Source organism: Bacillus sp. SRB_8 (genome assembly GCF_003264205.1).
In the GTDB taxonomy this organism is placed as follows: Bacteria; Bacillota; Bacilli; order Bacillales; family Bacillaceae_G; genus Bacillus_A; species Bacillus_A mycoides.
This window is the reverse complement of sequence record NZ_NADT01000017.1, coordinates 59377-77831: the sequence shown is the minus strand read 5'-3', so window position 1 is coordinate 77831 and position 18455 is coordinate 59377. Positions and strand designations below refer to the sequence as shown.

Sequence of the window (18455 nt, the reverse complement as noted above, 5' to 3'; positions counted from 1 at the left end):
TTCCTATGAGGCAAAAAGCGCCTCTACGTCTGGGATTCCAACGCCCTCTTGTTCTAAGCGAGCCGCTTGCGCTTTTTATTTAAAAAAGGGGTGAACATCATGATCTTATTAGAAAATGTAAAGAAAATATATAAGGCAAAAAGCGGTGATGTCACTGCTGTAGATAACGCCAACTTAAAAGTAGATAAGGGTGAAATATTTGGTGTTATTGGATATAGTGGCGCTGGGAAAAGTTCGTTAATCAGATTGTTTAATCAGTTAGAGAAACCAACTTCTGGCCAAATTACAATTGCGAATCGTGTGATTTCAGCGATTACTGGAAATGAACTTCGTAAGGCAAGACAAGAAATCGGAATGATTTTTCAGCATTTCAACTTACTTTGGTCACGAACTGTGCGTGAAAATATCGCATTCCCACTTGAAATTGCAGGTGTCGATAAGGCGGAGAGAAGAAAACGTGTCGATGAGTTAATTCATCTTGTTGGATTAGAAGGAAGAGGAGACGCGTACCCATCTCAGCTAAGTGGTGGACAAAAGCAGCGCGTCGGGATTGCAAGAGCGTTAGCAAATAATCCACAAGTACTTTTATGTGATGAAGCAACGTCAGCTCTTGATCCGGAAACGACAGATCAAATTTTAGATTTATTGTTAGATATTAATAAGCGTCTCGGCTTAACAATTGTATTGATTACGCATGAGATGCACGTTATTCGCAAAATTTGTAATCGAGTTGCTGTAATGGAGAAAGGGAAAATCGTAGAAACGGGTCCAGTACTTGACGTATTCCGTAATCCACAGCAAGACATTACAAAACGATTTGTACAGCAGTTAACTGATTCTGAAGATACGAATGAAACGATTGAAAGTTTAATAGAAAAGTATCCAGATGGAAAAGTAATTCGTTTGCAGTTTGTCGGTGAAGCGGTAGAAAGACCGGTACTTCAAAGGTTAATGCAGCGCGGTGATATAGAAGTTAGCATTTTGCAAGGAAATATCGCGCAAACGAATAACGGATCTTACGGAAGTTTAGTCGTTCATTTAAATGGTGAAGAAACAGCGATCCAGCAAGCAATAGAAGGGATTCATCAAGATCAAGTAGAGCTGGAGGTGATTGCACATGGATAAGTTAATCGCAAATATTGATTGGAATCAAATGTTAGAAGCAACTGGTGAAACGTTATATATGACGGCAATCGCAGCGCTTGCCACATTTGTTTTAGGACTTATTTTAGGATTATTACTCTTTATGACAGCGAAAGATAATTTATGGGAAAATAAAGCGATTAATACGGTGATTGGAGCGTTCGTAAACATTTTCCGTTCTATACCGTTCATCATTTTAATTATTTTATTAATCCCATTCACAAAGATTCTTCTTGGAACAATTCTCGGAGCGAGTGCAGCGCTGCCAGCTTTAATTATTGGAGCGGCACCATTTTACGCGAGAATGGTTGAAATCGCACTTCGTGAAATTGATAAAGGTGTAATTGAAGCTTCAAAAGCAATGGGAGCAAAAACAAGCACAATCATTTTGAAAGTGTTAATTCCAGAATCGTTACCAGCTTTAGTATCTGGTATTACGGTAACGACAATTGCTTTAGTAGGCTATACAGCAATGGCAGGTGTTGTTGGTGCTGGTGGTCTTGGAACACTTGCTTACTTAGAGGGATTCCAGCGTGGAAATAACGATGTAACAATCGTTGCGACAATTTGTGTATTACTCGTTGTATTTTTAATTCAGTGGATTGGTGATAGTTTAACGACTCGAATAGATAAAAGATAATGAAAACAGGGGGATATTTCAAATGAAAAAATTATTACTTACAGCACTTATTTCAACTTCAATTTTTGGGTTAGCTGCTTGTGGCGGGAAAGATAAAGATGAAAAGAAACTTGTTGTTGGTGCTTCTAACGTACCGCACGCTGAAATTTTAGAAAAGGCAAAACCGTTACTTGAGAAAAAAGGAATTGAGTTAGAAATTAAAAAATTCCAAGACTACGTATTACCGAATAAATCGTTAGCGGATAAGGAATTAGATGCAAACTACTTCCAGCACATTCCGTATTTAGAAAAAGAGATTAAAGATAAGAAATATGATTTTGAAATAGCAGGAAAAATTCATTTAGAACCGATTGGTGTGTATTCTCAAAAATATAAGAGCTTAAAAGAACTTCCAAACGGGGCGACAATTATTATGAGTAATTCTGTTACTGATCATGGTCGTGGTTTAGCAATTTTACAAAAAGAAGGCATTTTAAAAATTAAAGACGGAGTAGAGCCAGTTAAAGCAACTCCAAAAGATATTGCGGATAATCCGAAAAACTTAAAGTTCAAAACAGATATCGAGCCTGGTTTATTGCCACAAGTGTATAACAATAAAGAAGGCGATGCGGTTCTAATTAATTCTAACTATGCAATTGATGCGAAATTAAACCCAGAAAAAGACGCGATTGCAATTGAAGGAAATGATTCTCCATACGCAAACGTAGTAGCTGTTCGTAAAGGCGATAAAGATAAAAAAGAGATTAAAGCTCTTATAGAAGTACTGCATTCTAAAGAAATTGAAGACTTTATTACTAAAGAATATAAAGGGGCAGTTGTTCCTGTAAAAGAATAATTGCGGAAAAAGGGCTGGTGTATGCCGGTCCTTTTTTTACTACATAACTATAGGGGAGAAGGGGACATCATATGAAAAAGATTCTATTGTCAGTTGTTACAGCACTGTCTGTATTTACATTAGCTGCTTGCGGGGGGAAAGATGAGAATAAGCTTGTCGTTGGCGCTTCTAATATACCGCACGCTGTTATTTTAGAAAAGGCACAGCCAATATTAGAGAAAAAGGGCATTAAGTTAGAGATAAAAAAATTCCAGGATTATGTTTTACCAAATAAGGCATTAGCTGATAAAGAAATCGATGCAAATTATTTTCAACATATCCCTTATTTAGATAAAGAGATTCAAGAAAAAGGATACAAAATTGTAAATGCAGGAAAAATTCATTTAGAGCCAATGGGCATTTATTCTAAGAAATATAAAAGCTTAAAAGAACTTCCAGATGGCGGAACAGTTATTATGAGTAATAACGTAGCGGAGCGTGGCCGTATGCTCGCATTGTTACAAAAAGGCGGCGTTATTAAATTAAAAGACGGTGTAGATGTTGTTAAAGCAACAGTAAAAGATGTTGTAGAAAATCCGAAAAATTTAAAGTTTAAAACAGATGTAGAACCTGGACTTTCACCCAAGCTGTACGAAAACAATGAAGGTGATGCTTTATTTATTAATTCAAACTACGCAATTGATGCGAAATTAAATCCAACAAAGGATGCAATTGCAATTGAAGGATCAGACTCTCCTTATGCAAATATTATCGCAGTTCGTAAAGGTGACGAGAAGAAAAAAGAAATTAAAGAGTTAGTAGACGTATTGCATTCAAAAGAAATTCAAGACTTTATCAATAAAGAATATAAAGGTGCTGTACTTCCAGTAAATGAATAGGTGCTGGGAAGGACTGGGAATAACCCAGTCCTTTTTTCTTTATATATATAAGAAGAAAGGTGTATCATAAGAGGATGTAAAGGAAATACTTATATACATTTGTGAAAAAATTGTTACATTTTCTTAGTGTTTGCGATATCATTTTATTTGATATAAGATTAGAATGAGAATAAAATGAGAATATGAACGTTTTAGTAATTTTTAAAATGTATATAGAGGATTAATGGAGGTATTGAGATGGCTGGTTCTACATTAACGGTTAAAGACTTACACGTATCAATCGATGGCAAAGAAATTTTAAAAGGTGTAAACCTTGAAGTAAAAGGTGGAGAAATCCACGCAATTATGGGACCTAACGGAACAGGTAAATCAACTTTATCTTCTGCGATTATGGGTCACCCAAAGTATGAAGTAACAGAAGGTAGCATCATCATCGACGGTGAAGATGTATTAGAAATGGAAGTAGATGAGCGTGCGCTAGCAGGTCTATTCTTAGCAATGCAATATCCAAGTGAAATTAGCGGAGTAACAAACGCGGACTTCTTACGTTCTGCAATTAATGCACGTCGTGAAGAAGGCGATGAAATTTCTCTTATGAAATTTATCCGTACTTTAGATAAAAACATGGAATTCCTAGAAATGGATCCAGAAATGGCACAACGTTACTTAAACGAAGGTTTCTCTGGTGGAGAGAAAAAACGTAACGAAATTCTTCAATTAATGATGATTGAGCCAAAAATCGCAATCTTAGATGAAATCGACTCAGGTCTTGATATCGATGCATTAAAAGTTGTATCTAAAGGTATTAACCAAATGCGCGGCGAAGAGTTCGGCTGCCTAATGATTACGCATTACCAACGTTTATTAAACTACATCACTCCAGACTTCGTTCACGTTATGATGAACGGTCGTATCGTTAAATCTGGTGGCCCTGAGCTTGCACAACGTCTAGAAGCTGAAGGTTACGACTGGATTAAAAAAGAATTAGGTATTGAAGACGAAACAGCAGAGCAAGAAGCGTAAGAGAGGAGCATAAACATGACAATCGGTACATTACCTTTCGATCAAGAAACAATCCGTCAGCGCGCAAGCGAAGTAAACGAAGCTGCTTGGTTGACTGAGTTCCGCTTACAAGCTCTTGCACAAGCAACTGAACTTCCAATGCCAACGCCTGATAAAACGAAAATTGAAAAATGGGACTTTATCGGAAAAGGCGACGCTGCTAAGCAAGAGCCTGTAAGTTCTTTAACAGAGCTTCCAGAAGCAGTGAAAAACTTAATCGATGAAAATAACAGCGTATTAGTACAACGTACTGGTACAACTGCTTTCGTTTCTTTAGCAGAAGAAGCAAAAGAAAAAGGTGTTATTTTTACAGACATCGTAACAGCTGCAACAGAGCATGCTGAATTAGTACAAAAGTACTTAATGAAAGACGGCGTGAAAGTAGACGAGCATCGTCTAACTGCACTTCATGCTGCATTAATCAACGGCGGTGCATTCGTATATGTTCCGAAAAACGTTGTTCTTGAAACTCCACTTCAAGCTGTATTCTTAGTAGACGGCGAAGAAGCTAACGTATATAACCACGTATTATTCGTAGCTGATGCGAACAGTACTGTAACATATGTAGAAAACTACGTTGCAAATGAAAATGCTAAAGGTATTGCAAATATCGTAGCAGAAGTAATCGTGGAACAAGGCGCACAAGTGAAATTCGGTGCGGTTGATCTATTAGCAAAAGACGTAACAACTTACGTTAACCGCCGCGGAATTGTTGGACGCGACGGCCGCATTGATTGGGCTCTAGGCCTTATGAATGACGGAAATACAATCTCAGAGAACGTTACGAACTTAATGGGCGACGGATCATATGCTGATACAAAAACAGTAACAATTGGTCGTGGTAACCAAACACAAAACTTTACAACTAAAGTTGTTCACTTCGGTAAACACTCTGAAGGTTGGATTTTAAAACACGGTGTACAAAAAGATAGTGCAACATCTATCTTTAACGGAATTGGTAAGATTGAACACGGTGCATCTAAATCAAATGCACAACAATCTTCTCGCGTTCTTATGTTAGATGAGAAAGCTCGCGGTGATGCAAACCCAATTCTTTTAATCGACGAAGATGATGTAATGGCAGGTCACGCAGCTTCAGTAGGCCGCGTAGATCCATACCAATTATACTACTTGATGAGCCGTGGGATTCCAAAACGCGAAGCAGAACGTTTAGTCATCCATGGATTCTTAGCACCTGTAGTAAATGAGCTTCCAATTGAAGGAGTAAAGGCACAGCTTGTTGAGGTAATTGAAAGGAAAGTTCGCTAATGAATATTCATGAAATACGCAAACAGTTTCCAATTCTTGATCAAAAAGTGAACGGCAAACAACTTGTTTATTTCGATAGTGCAGCAACTTCTCAAAAACCAATTCAAGTCATTGAAACGTTAGAACGTTATTATAAAGAATATAATTCTAACGTGCATCGCGGTGTTCATACGCTCGGTACGAAAGCTACCGACGCGTATGAAGGTGCACGTGAGAAAGTTCGCAAGTTTATTAATGCGAAATCAATGGAAGAGATTATTTTCACGCGCGGAACGACAACTGCATTAAATACAGTAGCAGCTAGCTATGGTCTTGATAATGTAAAAGAAGGCGATGAAATCGTCATCTCTTACATGGAGCACCATAGTAACATCATTCCGTGGCAACAAGTTGCGAAGAAAACTGGTGCAACTTTAAAATACCTTCCGCTTCAACTAGACGGTACAATTTCTTTAGAAGATGTTCGTCAAACAGTTACACCGAATACAAAAATCGTTTCTATCATGCACGTTTCTAACGTACTTGGAACGATTAACCCTGTAAAAGAAATCGGAGCAATCGCACATGAAAACGGTGCAATCATGATCGTTGATGGAGCACAAAGTGCACCTCATATGAAAGTGGATGTACAAGATTTAAACTGTGATTTCTACGCATTATCTGCTCATAAGATGTGCGGACCAACAGGTGTCGGCGTATTATATGGTAAGAAAGAATTGCTAAACAATATGGAACCAATTGAATTTGGTGGTGAAATGATTGATTTCGTAGACTTACAAGAGTCTACTTGGAAAGAGCTTCCGTGGAAGTTCGAAGCAGGTACACCGATTATCGGTAATGCAATCGGACTTGGTGCGGCAATTGATTTCCTAGAAGAAATCGGTCTTCATAATATTGAAAAGCATGAACATGAATTAGCGCAATACGCTTTAGAGAGACTATCAGAAGTAGATGGCGTTACAATTTATGGTCCAAAGCATCGCGCTGGTCTAGTTACATTTAATATTGAAGACGTACATCCTCACGATGTAGCAACTGTATTAGATGTAGAAGGCATTGCGGTTCGCGCAGGACATCACTGTGCACAACCGCTTATGAAGTGGCTAAAAGCTTCTTCTACAGCACGTGCGAGCTTCTATTTATATAATACAAAAGAAGAAATTGATACATTTGTTGAATCACTAATCAAGACAAAGGAGTATTTCACAAATGTCATTTAATAATTTAGATACGTTATATCGTCAAGTTATTATGGATCATTATAAAAATCCTCGTAACCATGGCGTGTTAGAAGATAGTGTTACCGTTAACTTGAACAATCCAACTTGCGGCGATCGTATTCAACTTACGATGAAAGTAGAAGAGGGTATTGTACAAGAAGCGAAGTTTGAAGGCGAAGGATGTTCAATTTCAATGTCTTCAGCTTCAATGATGACACAAGCAGTAAAAGGAAAGAAAATTGAAGAGGCCCTTAAGCTTTCTAAAATTTTCTCTGACATGATGCTAGGAAAAGAGTATGATGACAGCATTGATTTAGGAGATATTGAAGCATTACAAGGCGTATGCAAGTTCCCGGCACGTATTAAATGTGCAACATTAGCGTGGAAAGCGTTAGAAAAGGGCTTAAACGAAGATAAGTAATGTTAAAGGTTCCTAAAAACGAGGTTATATAAGGAGGGACACACCAACATGGCGAAGCAACTGCCAGATATCGGCGATTATAAATATGGTTTCAAGGATAAAGACGTTTCGATTTTCCGTGCTGGACGCGGTTTAACAAAAGAAATCGTTGAAGAGATTTCACGTATGAAAGAAGAACCACAGTGGATGTTAGACTTCCGTTTAAAATCACTGGATAAGTTCTATGAAATGCCAATGCCACAATGGGGCGGCGACTTAAACGACTTAGATTTCGATGAAATTACGTACTACGTAAAACCATCTGAGAAATCTGAGAAGTCTTGGGATGAAGTACCTGAGGAAATTAAAGCGACATTTGATAAATTAGGTATTCCTGAAGCTGAGCAAAAATATTTAGCTGGTGTATCTGCACAGTACGAATCTGAAGTTGTATACCACAACATGAAAGAAGACCTAGAAGATCTAGGAGTCGTCTTCAAAGATACAGATAGCGCATTAAAAGAGAACGAAGATATTTTCCGTGAGCATTTCGGAAAAGTAATCCCACCAACAGACAACAAATTCTCTGCATTAAACTCTGCAGTTTGGTCTGGTGGATCATTCATCTACGTTCCAAAAGGTATTAAAGTTGATACACCACTTCAAGCGTATTTCCGTATTAACTCTGAAAATATGGGACAATTCGAGCGTACGCTTATCATCGTAGACGAAGGCGCACACGTACACTACGTAGAAGGTTGTACAGCACCTGTTTACACGACTAACTCACTTCATAGTGCGGTAGTAGAAATCATCATTAAGAAAGATGCATATTGCCGTTATACAACAATCCAAAACTGGGCGAACAACGTATACAACCTAGTTACAAAACGTGCGGTTTGTGAAGAAAACGCAACGATGGAATGGATTGACGGTAACATCGGATCTAAATTAACGATGAAATACCCAGCAGTTATCTTAAAAGGCGAAGGCGCTCGTGGTTTAACATTATCTATCGCGATTGCTGGTAAAGGCCAACACCAAGATGCTGGTGCGAAAATGATTCACTTAGCACCAAACACGTCTTCAACAATCGTTTCTAAATCGATTGCGAAGCATGGTGGTAAAGTAACTTACCGTGGTATCGTACAATTCGGACCAAAAGCGAAAAACTCTCGCTCTAACATCGAGTGTGACACGTTAATCATGGATAACCAATCTACATCTGATACAATTCCTTACAACGAAATCAAAAACGATTACGTTTCACTTGAGCACGAAGCGAAAGTATCTAAAGTATCAGAAGAACAATTATTCTACCTAATGAGCCGCGGTATTTCTGAGCAAGAAGCTACAGAAATGATCGTAATGGGCTTCATCGAGCCATTCACTCGCGAACTTCCAATGGAATACGCAGTTGAAATGAACCGTCTAATCAAGTTTGAGATGGAAGGTTCTATTGGTTAATATTTAAAAGTGGAAGCGGCTCGTTCAGAATGTGAGGGGGATGGAGCTTCTGACGTAGAGGCGCTTTTTGCCTCATAGGAAGAAGTGAAGCCACCGAACATTCTATCCGCTGGAACTGGATAATATATGTATGAAGAAAGCGCCCTGCATAGCAGGGCGCTTTTTTATGTTGTATATTCGGGTTCGACTGTAAGATACCCGGGTGGGTGTTTAATGAAATATATCGGCGATTATTTCAATATATCAGCGGTTCGACAAGGAATATCGATTTGTCGACAAAGTAAGACAAAAGAAATCCCTCATATCCCCCTCAACATTTAAATACGAGAGGAGCACCTATATGGAAGTAAGACAAAGATACTGACAAATCTCCTCCCCCCACCAACTAGAATCATTTCACAAAAATTCCCCCCTCAAACTAATCAACAGACTAGAAAAAGTAATATAAAGTTTTCCATATTAAAAGGGCAATCTTTGGCTTTTTCTTATAATGCGAGTACAATGTAGAATAGCAAGAAAAGACGAATAGTATTTACAGGATTATTGCGTACGTATAGCGTAAATGGCAGTAAGGAACTGAGAGGAGGTTTTTTCTCTGAATATAAATAAAGAAACAATCATCCACCTTTATCATACAAACGATATACATAGTCATTTTGAAAATTGGCCGCAAATTTCTCGGTTTGTACAAGGGGAGAAAAGGCGAAGACAGGAAGCGGGAGAGACTGTTTTAACTGTGGATATTGGCGATCATGTGGATCGTTTTCATAGTATTTCGGAAGCGACAAATGGACTTGGGAATACAAAATTATTAAATGAGGCGTTATATGATTATGTAACGATCGGAAATAATGAAGGAATTACATTGGCGAAAGAGCATTTGAATCGTCTATATGATGATGCTGGGTTTGAGGTGCTCGTAGCGAACTTATTTGAAAAAGAGGGTGTACGTCCGGCGTGGGCGCAGCCTTATAAATTACATACAACGACAGATGGGATTACGATTGCCTTTATTGGATTAACGGTAGCTTATCCAGAGTTTTATCATATGTTAGATTGGCATATTGAAGATCCAATCATCCATTTAGAGTCTATTTTAGAAGAAGTTAAGGATACAGCTCATATTACTGTTGTGCTTTCTCATCTTGGAAAAAGTATGGATGAGTATATGGCGGAGCATTATGATATAGATGTTATTTTAGGGGCACATACGCATCATTTATTTGAGCGTGGCGTTCTTGTGGATAATACTTTGCTTTGCTGTTGTGAAAAGTGGGGACATTACGTTGGTCACGTTCAGCTTACTGTGGATAAAGAGACGAAGAGACTGTTGAAAAAAGACGGTAGAGCGATTAAGACAGAACGGTTAGGTGCTTATAGCGAGCCGTTATCCACAATTGAAATGCTAAAGGAAGAAAGTAAACAGATAATGGCCGAGCCTGTCGTTCATTTAAAAGAATCATTGCCGGTTGATTGGTTTAAGGAGACGACGTTTTCTCATATGTTGGCAAGTGCACTTAAAGAGTGGTGTAATGCGGATGTTGGGATGGTGAATGCTGGTGTACTTCTTGAGGGATTAAATGAAGGTGTTGTGACGCGCGGAGATATTCATCGGATTTGTCCACATCCAATTAATCCATGTCTGTTAAAAGTACCAGGGAAAACGTTAAGAGAAGTTATTTTGAAAGCGCGCCGTCCGAATATGGAAAATCTAGAGGTGAAAGGATTCGGATTTCGTGGAAAAGTAATGGGGAAAATGATTTACGATGGTTTGGAAGTGATTCCAGATACGATTCCAGGGAATAAAATTTTACTAGAAGATGTATTGATTAACGGCGAATCGCTGGAATTAGACCGGATATATACGGTAGGAACGATTGATATGTTTACATTCGGATACTTATACCCAGAGCTATCCACACTTTCTGACAAACAATATTATATGCCGGAATTGCTTAGAGATGTATTAACAGACATGTTGATAACTTATACATCTTCAGTCAAACTATAGGCTAGTTAACTTGTAACACTCATTTTTCTCTTGTCATAAAGATAAGAAAGAGAGGAGTGTGAACTATGGTTAATGTAGAGCCAATTATAATTGATAACTATACGTTCATTGCTGTTAGCGTAAAACTTCCAAAGACAAATTTGCTAGCTGTAATGAGCGATAAAGGATATATTATGTGCGGTGCTTTAGATGTAGGTCTTCTAAATGAGAAGTTAGGTGATCGAGGAATTATTGCTGGCCGTGCGGTTGGTGTAAGAACGATTGAACAACTTCTTGAAGCACCGCTGGAATCAGTAACGACTGGAGCCGAAGCTTTAGGTATTCCGGTAGGCACAATCGGAAAAGATGCACTATTAAAAATGAGATAAGCATATATCATCCCTCTTTCTTGCATAGAAATAATATAAGAAGGAGGGTTTTCTGATGGGCATATTTCGTTCGAAAAATTCGCGGTTTCGAAGGGGACCGATTTCCTTTCGGTATATACTGCTTATTTCATTTATTATTTTTATCGTAATGGTAGTTCAAGGTTTATGGATTGTAAATAAAAGTATTCAGCCAACGTTAATTAAGTATGGGGAAACAGAGACTCATAAAATGGCAACAGCAGTTATGACGAAAGCGGTAAAAGACCGGATTAATGAAGGGTTTGATGTAGATTCATTAATGAAAGTACAAACGGATAGGAACGGGAAAGTATCTACAATTGATTTAAATACAAAACAAGTAAATGAAATATTAACATCGACTACTGCATACATAGAAAAATATTTACAACAAGTAGAAAAAGGGGATACGAAAGCACTTGGTATTTTTGAAGAGAATGGGGTATCTATGTCAGTTCCTTTTGGACGCATAACTGATAATGCGCTTCTTGGTAATATAGGACCAGATATTCCGATTAATTTTACGCCAATTGGTCATGTGAATACGGATATTAAACAATTAGTTGAGCCGCAAGGAATTAATAATACAGCGATCAAAATTATTATGGAAGTGGAAGTGACGTTACAAGTTATGATTCCGTTACGCACGAAAGAAATTAAAGTGAAGCAAAACATTCCGATTGCGACGCGCATCGTTCAAGGTGAAGTGCCTACTTATTACGGAAGCGGGGGAGTTGTTGTACCAGATAAAAAGAAAACGGATAATTAGTCAGTAGTGTTCTATTGATTTATATTTATAAAAATAACCGTAGCAATTTGCTACGGTTATCGTTTTGTATTTGCTCGTTCTTTTCGTTCCCAAAGGCTTAAATGCATGTATGGATCGAAAGCCCATTCTGTATAGCCATTGTCTTTATACATGCCGAAATGTAAGTGGGGCGGGAATTTTCCAGCTGTACCAGGAGGACCGTAGCCGGTACTACCGACAAATCCGATTACTTTTCCTGGTTCGACAATTTGTCCGAGCTGTATTTCTTTAGAGAACCCGCCTAAATGAGCGTAATAGTGGTAATTATTATGAAGGTCACGAATACCAATGCGCCATCCACCAAGACGATTCCATCCTTTTGTTTCAATAACGCCATAGCAAGTTGATCGTACTGGTACGCCATATCCAGCAAAAATATCGGTTCCTTCATGAATCCTCCTGCCGCCAAAGCTTCTACCAGCACCGAAAGTACTACGATAGCTATGGTCACTGCGAATCGGGAGAGGGAAAGCATTACCTTCTAAATTAATGCGTCCATAATGTTTATAAATTCGGGCGTATTCTGTAATTAATTCAACTGTTTTTGCACGTCTATAATATTCCCAAAGCATAATGTTAATACGGTCTTCCGACGTTCCTTGTTTCTTTAAAATAGTTGCTGCTGTATGCAGAAGATCACGGTCGTTATTTGCATTTGCAAATCCATCTTTGTCACCATCTAAACCCATTCCGCCAAATAGAGAAATTGTATGGGGGAGAGTATCATTACTATTAACAGGTCCAGCCCATATTTCAGGTTTGAAATAAAGGGAAATGATGGCATCTGGTTTTTTCGGTATATCTTTTCTTACGCTCCGTATGTTTCTTTCGTATTGATCCATTGCGGCTAAGTAATACCACGGAATACCGGAAGATTGCTCAGTTTCTTTATATAGTGCCATGCGCTTTTCATATATGCTTTGCTGATTATCTTCACCGTAAGCGATGTTTTGGTGGAGAAGAAAGCAAATCGAAAGCAAAAGAGAAATTTTTCGAAGCATGAAATAGACTCCTTTCACAACATCACTCTTTTTAGTGTGGGATATACGGAGTATTTCATTATAGGGAACGATTGGAAAAAATCTTAGAATCTTCATTTGAGCAAATCGCTTTCATACGTTAGAATAGATATGTTACATTGAAAGAAGCGAACACGGTAAACTATTTCATATTGTGCGGAGTTGATAACCATGACAAAACAAACAGAGTATAAGCGCAAGCCCGAATGGTTGAAAATTAAGTTAAACACGAATGAAAACTATACAGGCTTAAAGAAAATGATGCGTTCTAAGAATCTTCATACAGTTTGTGAAGAGGCGAAATGTCCGAATATTCATGAATGCTGGGCTGTAAGGAAAACAGCAACATTTATGATCTTAGGTGCGGTTTGTACACGTGCTTGTCGTTTTTGTGCGGTTAAAACAGGCTTACCAACTGAGCTTGATTTACAAGAGCCAGAACGCGTAGCAGATTCTGTAGTACAAATGGGCTTAAAGCACGTTGTTATAACAGCGGTTGCACGTGATGATTTAAAGGACGGCGGAGCAGCTGTTTTTGCTGAAACAGTACGCGCTGTTCGTCGTGAAAATCCATTCACGTCTATCGAAGTATTACCATCTGATATGGGTGGGGTAGAAGAAAACTTAAAAATGTTAATGGATGCAAAACCAGATATTTTGAACCATAACATTGAAACAGTACGTCGATTATCTAACCGAGTTCGCGCTAGAGCAAAATATGACCGTTCATTAGAGTTTTTACGTCGAGCAAAAGAAATGCAGCCTGATATTCCAACTAAATCGAGCATTATGCTGGGCTTAGGTGAAACGAGAGAAGATTTAATTGAAGCAATGGATGACTTACGTGCAAACAATGTGGATATTTTAACTCTTGGACAATACCTACAACCATCTAAGAAGCATTTACCAGTTATTAAATATTACCCACCAGCAGAATTTGCAGAGCTAAAAGAAATTGCACTTAGCAAAGGATTTAGCCACTGTGAAGCTGGCCCACTTGTACGTTCTTCTTATCATGCGGACGAGCAAGTACGTTCTGCAAAAGAAAAAACAGCAGAAGCGAAATAATGAAAAAAGAGAGCTAATCATTAGCTCTCTTTTTTCTTATACTCTAAAACTTTATTTTGACATGTGGATAAAATCTTTTTTAATTCCTCTGTGGATAATTCAATTGTAAATTCAGGTACACCAGGTGTAATTAAAATTTTATCGTAAGTATAAATTGAACTGTCCACAATAATCGTTACATCTTGTGAATAACCGAAAGGAGCTACACATCCAGGAGTGCAACCAGTCTCTTCTCTTAGCTCATTAGGAGAACAGAGAGATAAGCTCTCTCCTGTTATTTCCTTCATCTCTCCTCGGTTGAGGCGAGTGCCTTCTAACGTAAAGAATACGTAATGCTCCCCGGATTTTGATTTTAAAAATAAGCTTTTACTTGGAGTGCCTTGCAAACCAAGTCTTTCACGAACGATACGATCTGTTTCATAGTCAAGTACTGGTTCGTGTTCAAATTTTTCATAAGAAGCATTTGTTTTATGTAGTAAAGAAAGTACATCTTCATACATATGGAATGATACCCCTCTCTATTGTTAATACAGTCTCTTCTCGTGGCGTCAACTGAGTGTTTTGGAAAGGGATACTACTTGGACGATGCTTCCCATAATCGTTTTATGAAACTTTGTTCATCGATTGTAATTTCGTAAACATCAGGATTCGTTAAAGTTCTCCATTCACTAAAGCCGATCGTACGATCAAAGTGCTTTAAAATGAGCGTAAGTAAGTTTCCATGTGTAACGAGTAGTGTTGTAGTATGGTTTAACTTTAAAACGTCTTGGATAAGCGATATAGCACGGTCCGTTGCTTGTTTTGTTGACTCTCCGCCTGAAAAGGCAATATCTATGTTTGTAAAAGTAGATTCTAGTTTTTGCATCCAATCATCCATCGGAACGTTGCTTAATATACGTTCAGCTAATCGTTCATCCTCTTCGATAGATAGGTTAGCTTGAATCGCATAGGGCCGAATGGAATCGATAGCTCGGACAAATGGGCTCGAAATAATATGATCTATTTGTAGCTGATTTTCTAAGAGGAATGCAGCAAGGGTGTTAGCTTGATCTTTTCCGGCAAACGTTAATTCGGCATCACGTTTTTGTTCAGTTGCGGAACAATGTCGTATTAAAATAATTTTCTTCATAATTCATCCCCATCTTTCAAGTTGACGCTATATACTTCGACAAATGTGGAAATAATTCCTTTTTATTGGAAATGGAATAGTGATCTAAGTATGTGGAAAAGTAATGTGGATAATGAAAATTTGAGGTGCAATTATGAAAAAAATGATATGCATTGTATTCAGTATTTGTTTTCTCGCGCAATTGTCCACAACATATGCACAATCAAATCAAAAATTAGACAATCCAAGCAATCGAAATAAGCCATTTGTGAGTGAGGATGTGTTTTACGAACAGTTAGATAAAAAGGTGTATAAAGAATATAAAAATGCAGCATATAGTGTTCGGAAAAAGATTTTATTTAAAGAAGTGCCCGATGAAGAATTTTCTTTCAGACAAAAAACAGCCGTGGGTTGTCGGAGTAGCGTGGTGTTTCAAGATTTTTTTATTCACCCTGATCGCCAAGTTTACCCCGCATTAACGGGCAGTAAGACTCCCACCGCAAAATTCAGTTTTAAAGAAAAGTAGTTAAATGGGAGATCAACTGCCCGTAAAAGCCCGATTGGTTCAACTAATAATCAGTGGATAAACCCCCACTGATTAAAGTTTCACTTTATTTTTTTGGTTCCTTTTCTCAAGATGAAGTAGATGAGTTTCATAAGTACATCGTTATAGATGCGGAAACAAAGAGGGAGCTGCAAGGGGGGAAAAGTTATCATCACTACGAAAATCCATATAAAAAATAACCCACCAACTGGTGGGTTATTTTTTACTCTGGCACACTTACTAATTTCTCTTTCATTTTACGAATAAGAATGAAACCACCAATCGCGAAGAGAAGAGTAATTCCTTCTGCAACAAAGATGTTAATTGTTTTTGTTTGGTAAAGTGCCGCGAAAAAGTCTACAAATGCGTGGAATAATATAGCGTAAATAAGGAAAATATATTTCTTCTGTTTTACAGCGTATAAGACAAGCATTGTGAAGGCAATTTGCAGCACGAGTGCCATAATTCTTTCTAGGCTACCGAGTAAGTATAAATAGGCAGGTTGCTCTATTAACAAGTCCTTAATATGGCTCAGCTGTGGGTATTGTTCAACCATTTGAGCGAAGCTACCATTATTAATAGATGTTGCAAAGGTAAGAGTTTGAAGCCCCGCGAATCCGCCGACTAAAATCGATTCAATACCGCCGTGTCCAATTCCGTACGCAAGACCGTCTTTATAATCTCGATATTTTTTCAGTAAGTAGTAAAAGGCAACGAAACGACCTAGTTCTTCAAAAATACCAGCAGTTAGTCCGCCATAAATTGCAAAGACAAACGGATTTTCTAAAAATGGAGCGATTGCTGGATTACCACGCATAAATAGGTGGAACGGTGTTTCGAGAATTTGGGTAAATCCAATAAAGATAAGAACACCAACGCCGACCACTTTCCAATTAATATTATATTTTTTACGGAAATAAACGAGTACAATAATTGGGACCAGAACCGAAACAACGAGTTGAAATATGATGCTGGCAATTACAGTATTTGAAACCATACTTTCACCGCTTTCTAATATATGTACATATCTATTATGCATGAAATATGGGAGAGATGAAACTTTTAACAAAAAATGAATTTACTTATTGACTCTAACGTTGCGTCATACTTTATCGTATGTACTAAGGGGGAGATACACATGACAATGAAGGTAAAAGAAGTAGCTAATTTAGTTGGAATTAGTGTGCGCACACTGCATCATTACGATGAAATTGGGTTATTAACCCCAGACGAGACGACAGAGTCTGGATATCGTCTATATTCCAATGAAAATTTAGAGACATTGCAGCAAATTTTATTTTTTAAAGAGCTAGGCTTCCCTTTAAAGAAAATTAAAGAAATTATCATGAGTCCATCATTTGACCACGAAGAAGCACTACAGCTTCATAAGAAAATGCTTCTTGAAAAGCGTGCTAGGTTAGATAAAGTGATTGCGACGATTGATAAAACAATTCAGCATACAAAAGGAGAGATTGAAATGACGAATAAAGAGAAATTTGAAGGCTTCGATTTCAGCCATAATCCGTACGAAGAAGAAGCGCGTGAACGATGGGGAGACGCAGCTGTAGATAAAGCGAATGAATACGCGAAAGGTATGTCAAAAGACAACCAAGAAGAGTTTAATACTATTTATAGAAATTTGGCGGCGCTTAGACACGGCGCACCAAATTCTAAAGAGGCACAAGAAGCAATCGGGGTATGGTACGATTACTTGCAAAACTTCGGAGAATATTCATTAGATGCTTTTAAGGGACTCGGTCAAATGTACGTCGCCGATGAGCGCTTCACGAAAAATATCGATAAGTTTGGTGAGGGGTTAGCGCAGTTTATGTGTGATGCGATGGCGGTTTATGCGGATCGTAAGAAATAGTCAAAAATAAAGAAGGTGGAGGTTTTCTCCATCTTCTTTATTTTTTAATCATATCATTCAAAGTTTGATCCCCCGTATTGTTCAAATGAGGATTTTTGCTCATTTCTCGCTTTAGCATATCAAGGCTCTGTGTATATTCTGTATCATTTAACGCGCCAGATTGAAGCCCTTGAATTTGAGAAATCAACTTTTGGTCTGTAGATACATATGCTTTATAATAGCGAGGGACGATGGACAAAGCAGCTTTATATACTTGATCCGCTACGAGTTTTGGATCCGTTGTGTTTGCACGGTATACGACAAATACTTCATCATCGGTAACGAGCGTAGCAGCGTTTGTAACGTCAGGAAGTTTGACTGTCATGCTCGTAATCATTTCGGCGACTTTCTCACGGTTAATAGCGCCTACTTGTTTATTAGATACTTCATGCTTCTGTTTAGAAGAATAACCGACTCTCGTGAGTCGTGTATTTGTGTTTTCCGTATGATACATGTCGTTTTTGTTGGAAACAAGAACACGACTTCCTTCTTCACGCTCCATTTCGGCTTTATTAGTTGATTGGCAGCCTGCAAATAAGGAAAGAGTGAGAAGAGAGAGGATAATTTGCTTTTTCACGATGTATCACCTCCTTCTCCATAGCATGCACTAATTTTCAATTTTTTGTATTTGAAATTGTTGGTTGTTATGCTTTGTGATACGATAAAAAGAAGAATGCTTAGAGAGGAA

The 18455-nt window shown here is 38.0% G+C and carries 19 protein-coding genes and 1 pseudogene; 15 read left to right on the top strand and 5 right to left on the bottom strand.

The window, feature by feature from the left end:
• Positions 1-99: 99 nt before the first annotated feature.
• The 12 genes from B5P40_RS09540 to yunB all read left to right on the top strand — a co-directional run bounded on the left by B5P40_RS09540 (position 100) and on the right by yunB (position 12080).
• The gene (locus tag B5P40_RS09540) at positions 100-1125 is read left to right on the top strand and encodes a methionine ABC transporter ATP-binding protein (RefSeq protein ID WP_002015938.1); all 1026 of its coding nucleotides are present in this window, start codon (positions 100-102) and stop codon (positions 1123-1125) included.
• A complete protein-coding gene (locus B5P40_RS09535) occupies positions 1118-1783 on the top strand; it encodes a methionine ABC transporter permease (protein ID WP_002129754.1) in 666 nt (221 codons plus the stop codon). The genes B5P40_RS09540 and B5P40_RS09535 overlap by 8 nt, the downstream gene beginning before the upstream one ends.
• A gap of 22 nt (positions 1784-1805) precedes the next feature.
• Positions 1806-2618 (top strand): methionine ABC transporter substrate-binding lipoprotein MetQ, encoded by an 813-nt coding sequence (metQ, locus tag B5P40_RS09530; RefSeq protein ID WP_002015935.1) that lies wholly within the window; start codon positions 1806-1808, stop codon positions 2616-2618.
• Between the two features lie 71 nt (positions 2619-2689).
• Entirely contained in the window at positions 2690-3496 is an 807-nt protein-coding gene (gene metQ / locus B5P40_RS09525) for a methionine ABC transporter substrate-binding lipoprotein MetQ (protein WP_002034573.1), read from the top strand.
• A 237-nt stretch (positions 3497-3733) separates the two neighbouring features.
• A complete protein-coding gene (gene sufC / locus B5P40_RS09520; protein ID WP_002034576.1) occupies positions 3734-4519 on the top strand; it encodes a Fe-S cluster assembly ATPase SufC in 786 nt (261 codons plus the stop codon).
• A 15-nt stretch (positions 4520-4534) separates the two neighbouring features.
• Positions 4535-5827, top strand: a complete 1293-nt coding sequence (sufD, locus tag B5P40_RS09515; protein WP_105589777.1) for a Fe-S cluster assembly protein SufD — start codon at positions 4535-4537, stop codon at positions 5825-5827.
• Positions 5827-7047, top strand: a complete 1221-nt coding sequence (gene sufS, locus B5P40_RS09510; RefSeq protein WP_002015930.1) for a cysteine desulfurase SufS — start codon at positions 5827-5829, stop codon at positions 7045-7047. Before sufD ends, sufS begins: the two co-directional genes overlap by 1 nt.
• Complete coding sequence (gene sufU / locus B5P40_RS09505; RefSeq protein ID WP_002089369.1) at positions 7037-7468, top strand: Fe-S cluster assembly sulfur transfer protein SufU; 432 nt, start codon at positions 7037-7039, stop codon at positions 7466-7468. Before sufS ends, sufU begins: the two co-directional genes overlap by 11 nt.
• Before the next feature lie 48 nt (positions 7469-7516).
• Complete coding sequence (gene sufB / locus B5P40_RS09500) at positions 7517-8914, top strand: Fe-S cluster assembly protein SufB (protein ID WP_002015928.1); 1398 nt, start codon at positions 7517-7519, stop codon at positions 8912-8914.
• 595 nt (positions 8915-9509) lie between these two features.
• Positions 9510-10925 carry a bifunctional metallophosphatase/5'-nucleotidase gene (locus tag B5P40_RS09495; RefSeq protein ID WP_206764595.1) on the top strand — a complete coding sequence of 472 codons (1416 nt, stop codon included), beginning with the start codon at positions 9510-9512 and terminating at the stop codon, positions 10923-10925.
• Between the two features lie 65 nt (positions 10926-10990).
• A complete protein-coding gene (locus B5P40_RS09490; RefSeq protein WP_002015926.1) occupies positions 10991-11293 on the top strand; it encodes a YunC family protein in 303 nt (100 codons plus the stop codon).
• A 55-nt stretch (positions 11294-11348) separates the two neighbouring features.
• Positions 11349-12080: a sporulation protein YunB gene (yunB, locus tag B5P40_RS09485; RefSeq protein WP_002129745.1), complete on the top strand. Its 732-nt coding sequence runs from the start codon at positions 11349-11351 to the stop codon at positions 12078-12080.
• 56 nt (positions 12081-12136) lie between these two features.
• Here the strand turns inward: yunB and B5P40_RS09480 are convergent, their stop codons facing one another.
• Positions 12137-13120 (bottom strand): M23 family metallopeptidase, encoded by a 984-nt coding sequence (locus tag B5P40_RS09480; protein WP_002034579.1) that lies wholly within the window; start codon positions 13118-13120, stop codon positions 12137-12139.
• 189 nt (positions 13121-13309) lie between these two features.
• Between B5P40_RS09480 and lipA the strand changes: the two genes are divergently transcribed.
• Positions 13310-14206 (top strand): lipoyl synthase, encoded by an 897-nt coding sequence (gene lipA, locus B5P40_RS09475; protein ID WP_002034580.1) that lies wholly within the window; start codon positions 13310-13312, stop codon positions 14204-14206.
• Between the two features lie 20 nt (positions 14207-14226).
• Here lipA and B5P40_RS09470 read toward each other — a convergent pair whose 3' ends face one another.
• A complete protein-coding gene (locus tag B5P40_RS09470) occupies positions 14227-14706 on the bottom strand; it encodes a YbaK/EbsC family protein (protein ID WP_002034581.1) in 480 nt (159 codons plus the stop codon).
• A 74-nt stretch (positions 14707-14780) separates the two neighbouring features.
• On the bottom strand, positions 14781-15335 hold the full coding sequence (locus B5P40_RS09465; protein ID WP_113709196.1) for a histidine phosphatase family protein: 555 nt from the start codon (positions 15333-15335) through the stop codon (positions 14781-14783).
• Between the two features lie 133 nt (positions 15336-15468).
• On the opposite strand from B5P40_RS09465, the pseudogene B5P40_RS09460 reads away from it, so the two are divergent.
• A pseudogene (locus tag B5P40_RS09460) lies at positions 15469-15780 on the top strand (hypothetical protein); the annotation flags it as partial.
• A gap of 301 nt (positions 15781-16081) precedes the next feature.
• Here B5P40_RS09460 and B5P40_RS09455 read toward each other — a convergent pair.
• Entirely contained in the window at positions 16082-16897 is an 816-nt protein-coding gene (locus B5P40_RS09455; RefSeq protein ID WP_002191084.1) for a YhfC family intramembrane metalloprotease, read from the bottom strand.
• A gap of 99 nt (positions 16898-16996) precedes the next feature.
• Between B5P40_RS09455 and B5P40_RS09450 the strand changes: the two genes are divergently transcribed.
• Positions 16997-17728 (top strand): MerR family transcriptional regulator, encoded by a 732-nt coding sequence (locus tag B5P40_RS09450; protein ID WP_002191083.1) that lies wholly within the window; start codon positions 16997-16999, stop codon positions 17726-17728.
• 37 nt (positions 17729-17765) lie between these two features.
• Here B5P40_RS09450 and B5P40_RS09445 read toward each other — a convergent pair whose 3' ends face one another.
• Positions 17766-18344, bottom strand: a complete 579-nt coding sequence (locus B5P40_RS09445; protein WP_002191082.1) for a YhcN/YlaJ family sporulation lipoprotein — start codon at positions 18342-18344, stop codon at positions 17766-17768.
• Positions 18345-18455: the final 111 nt, after the last annotated feature.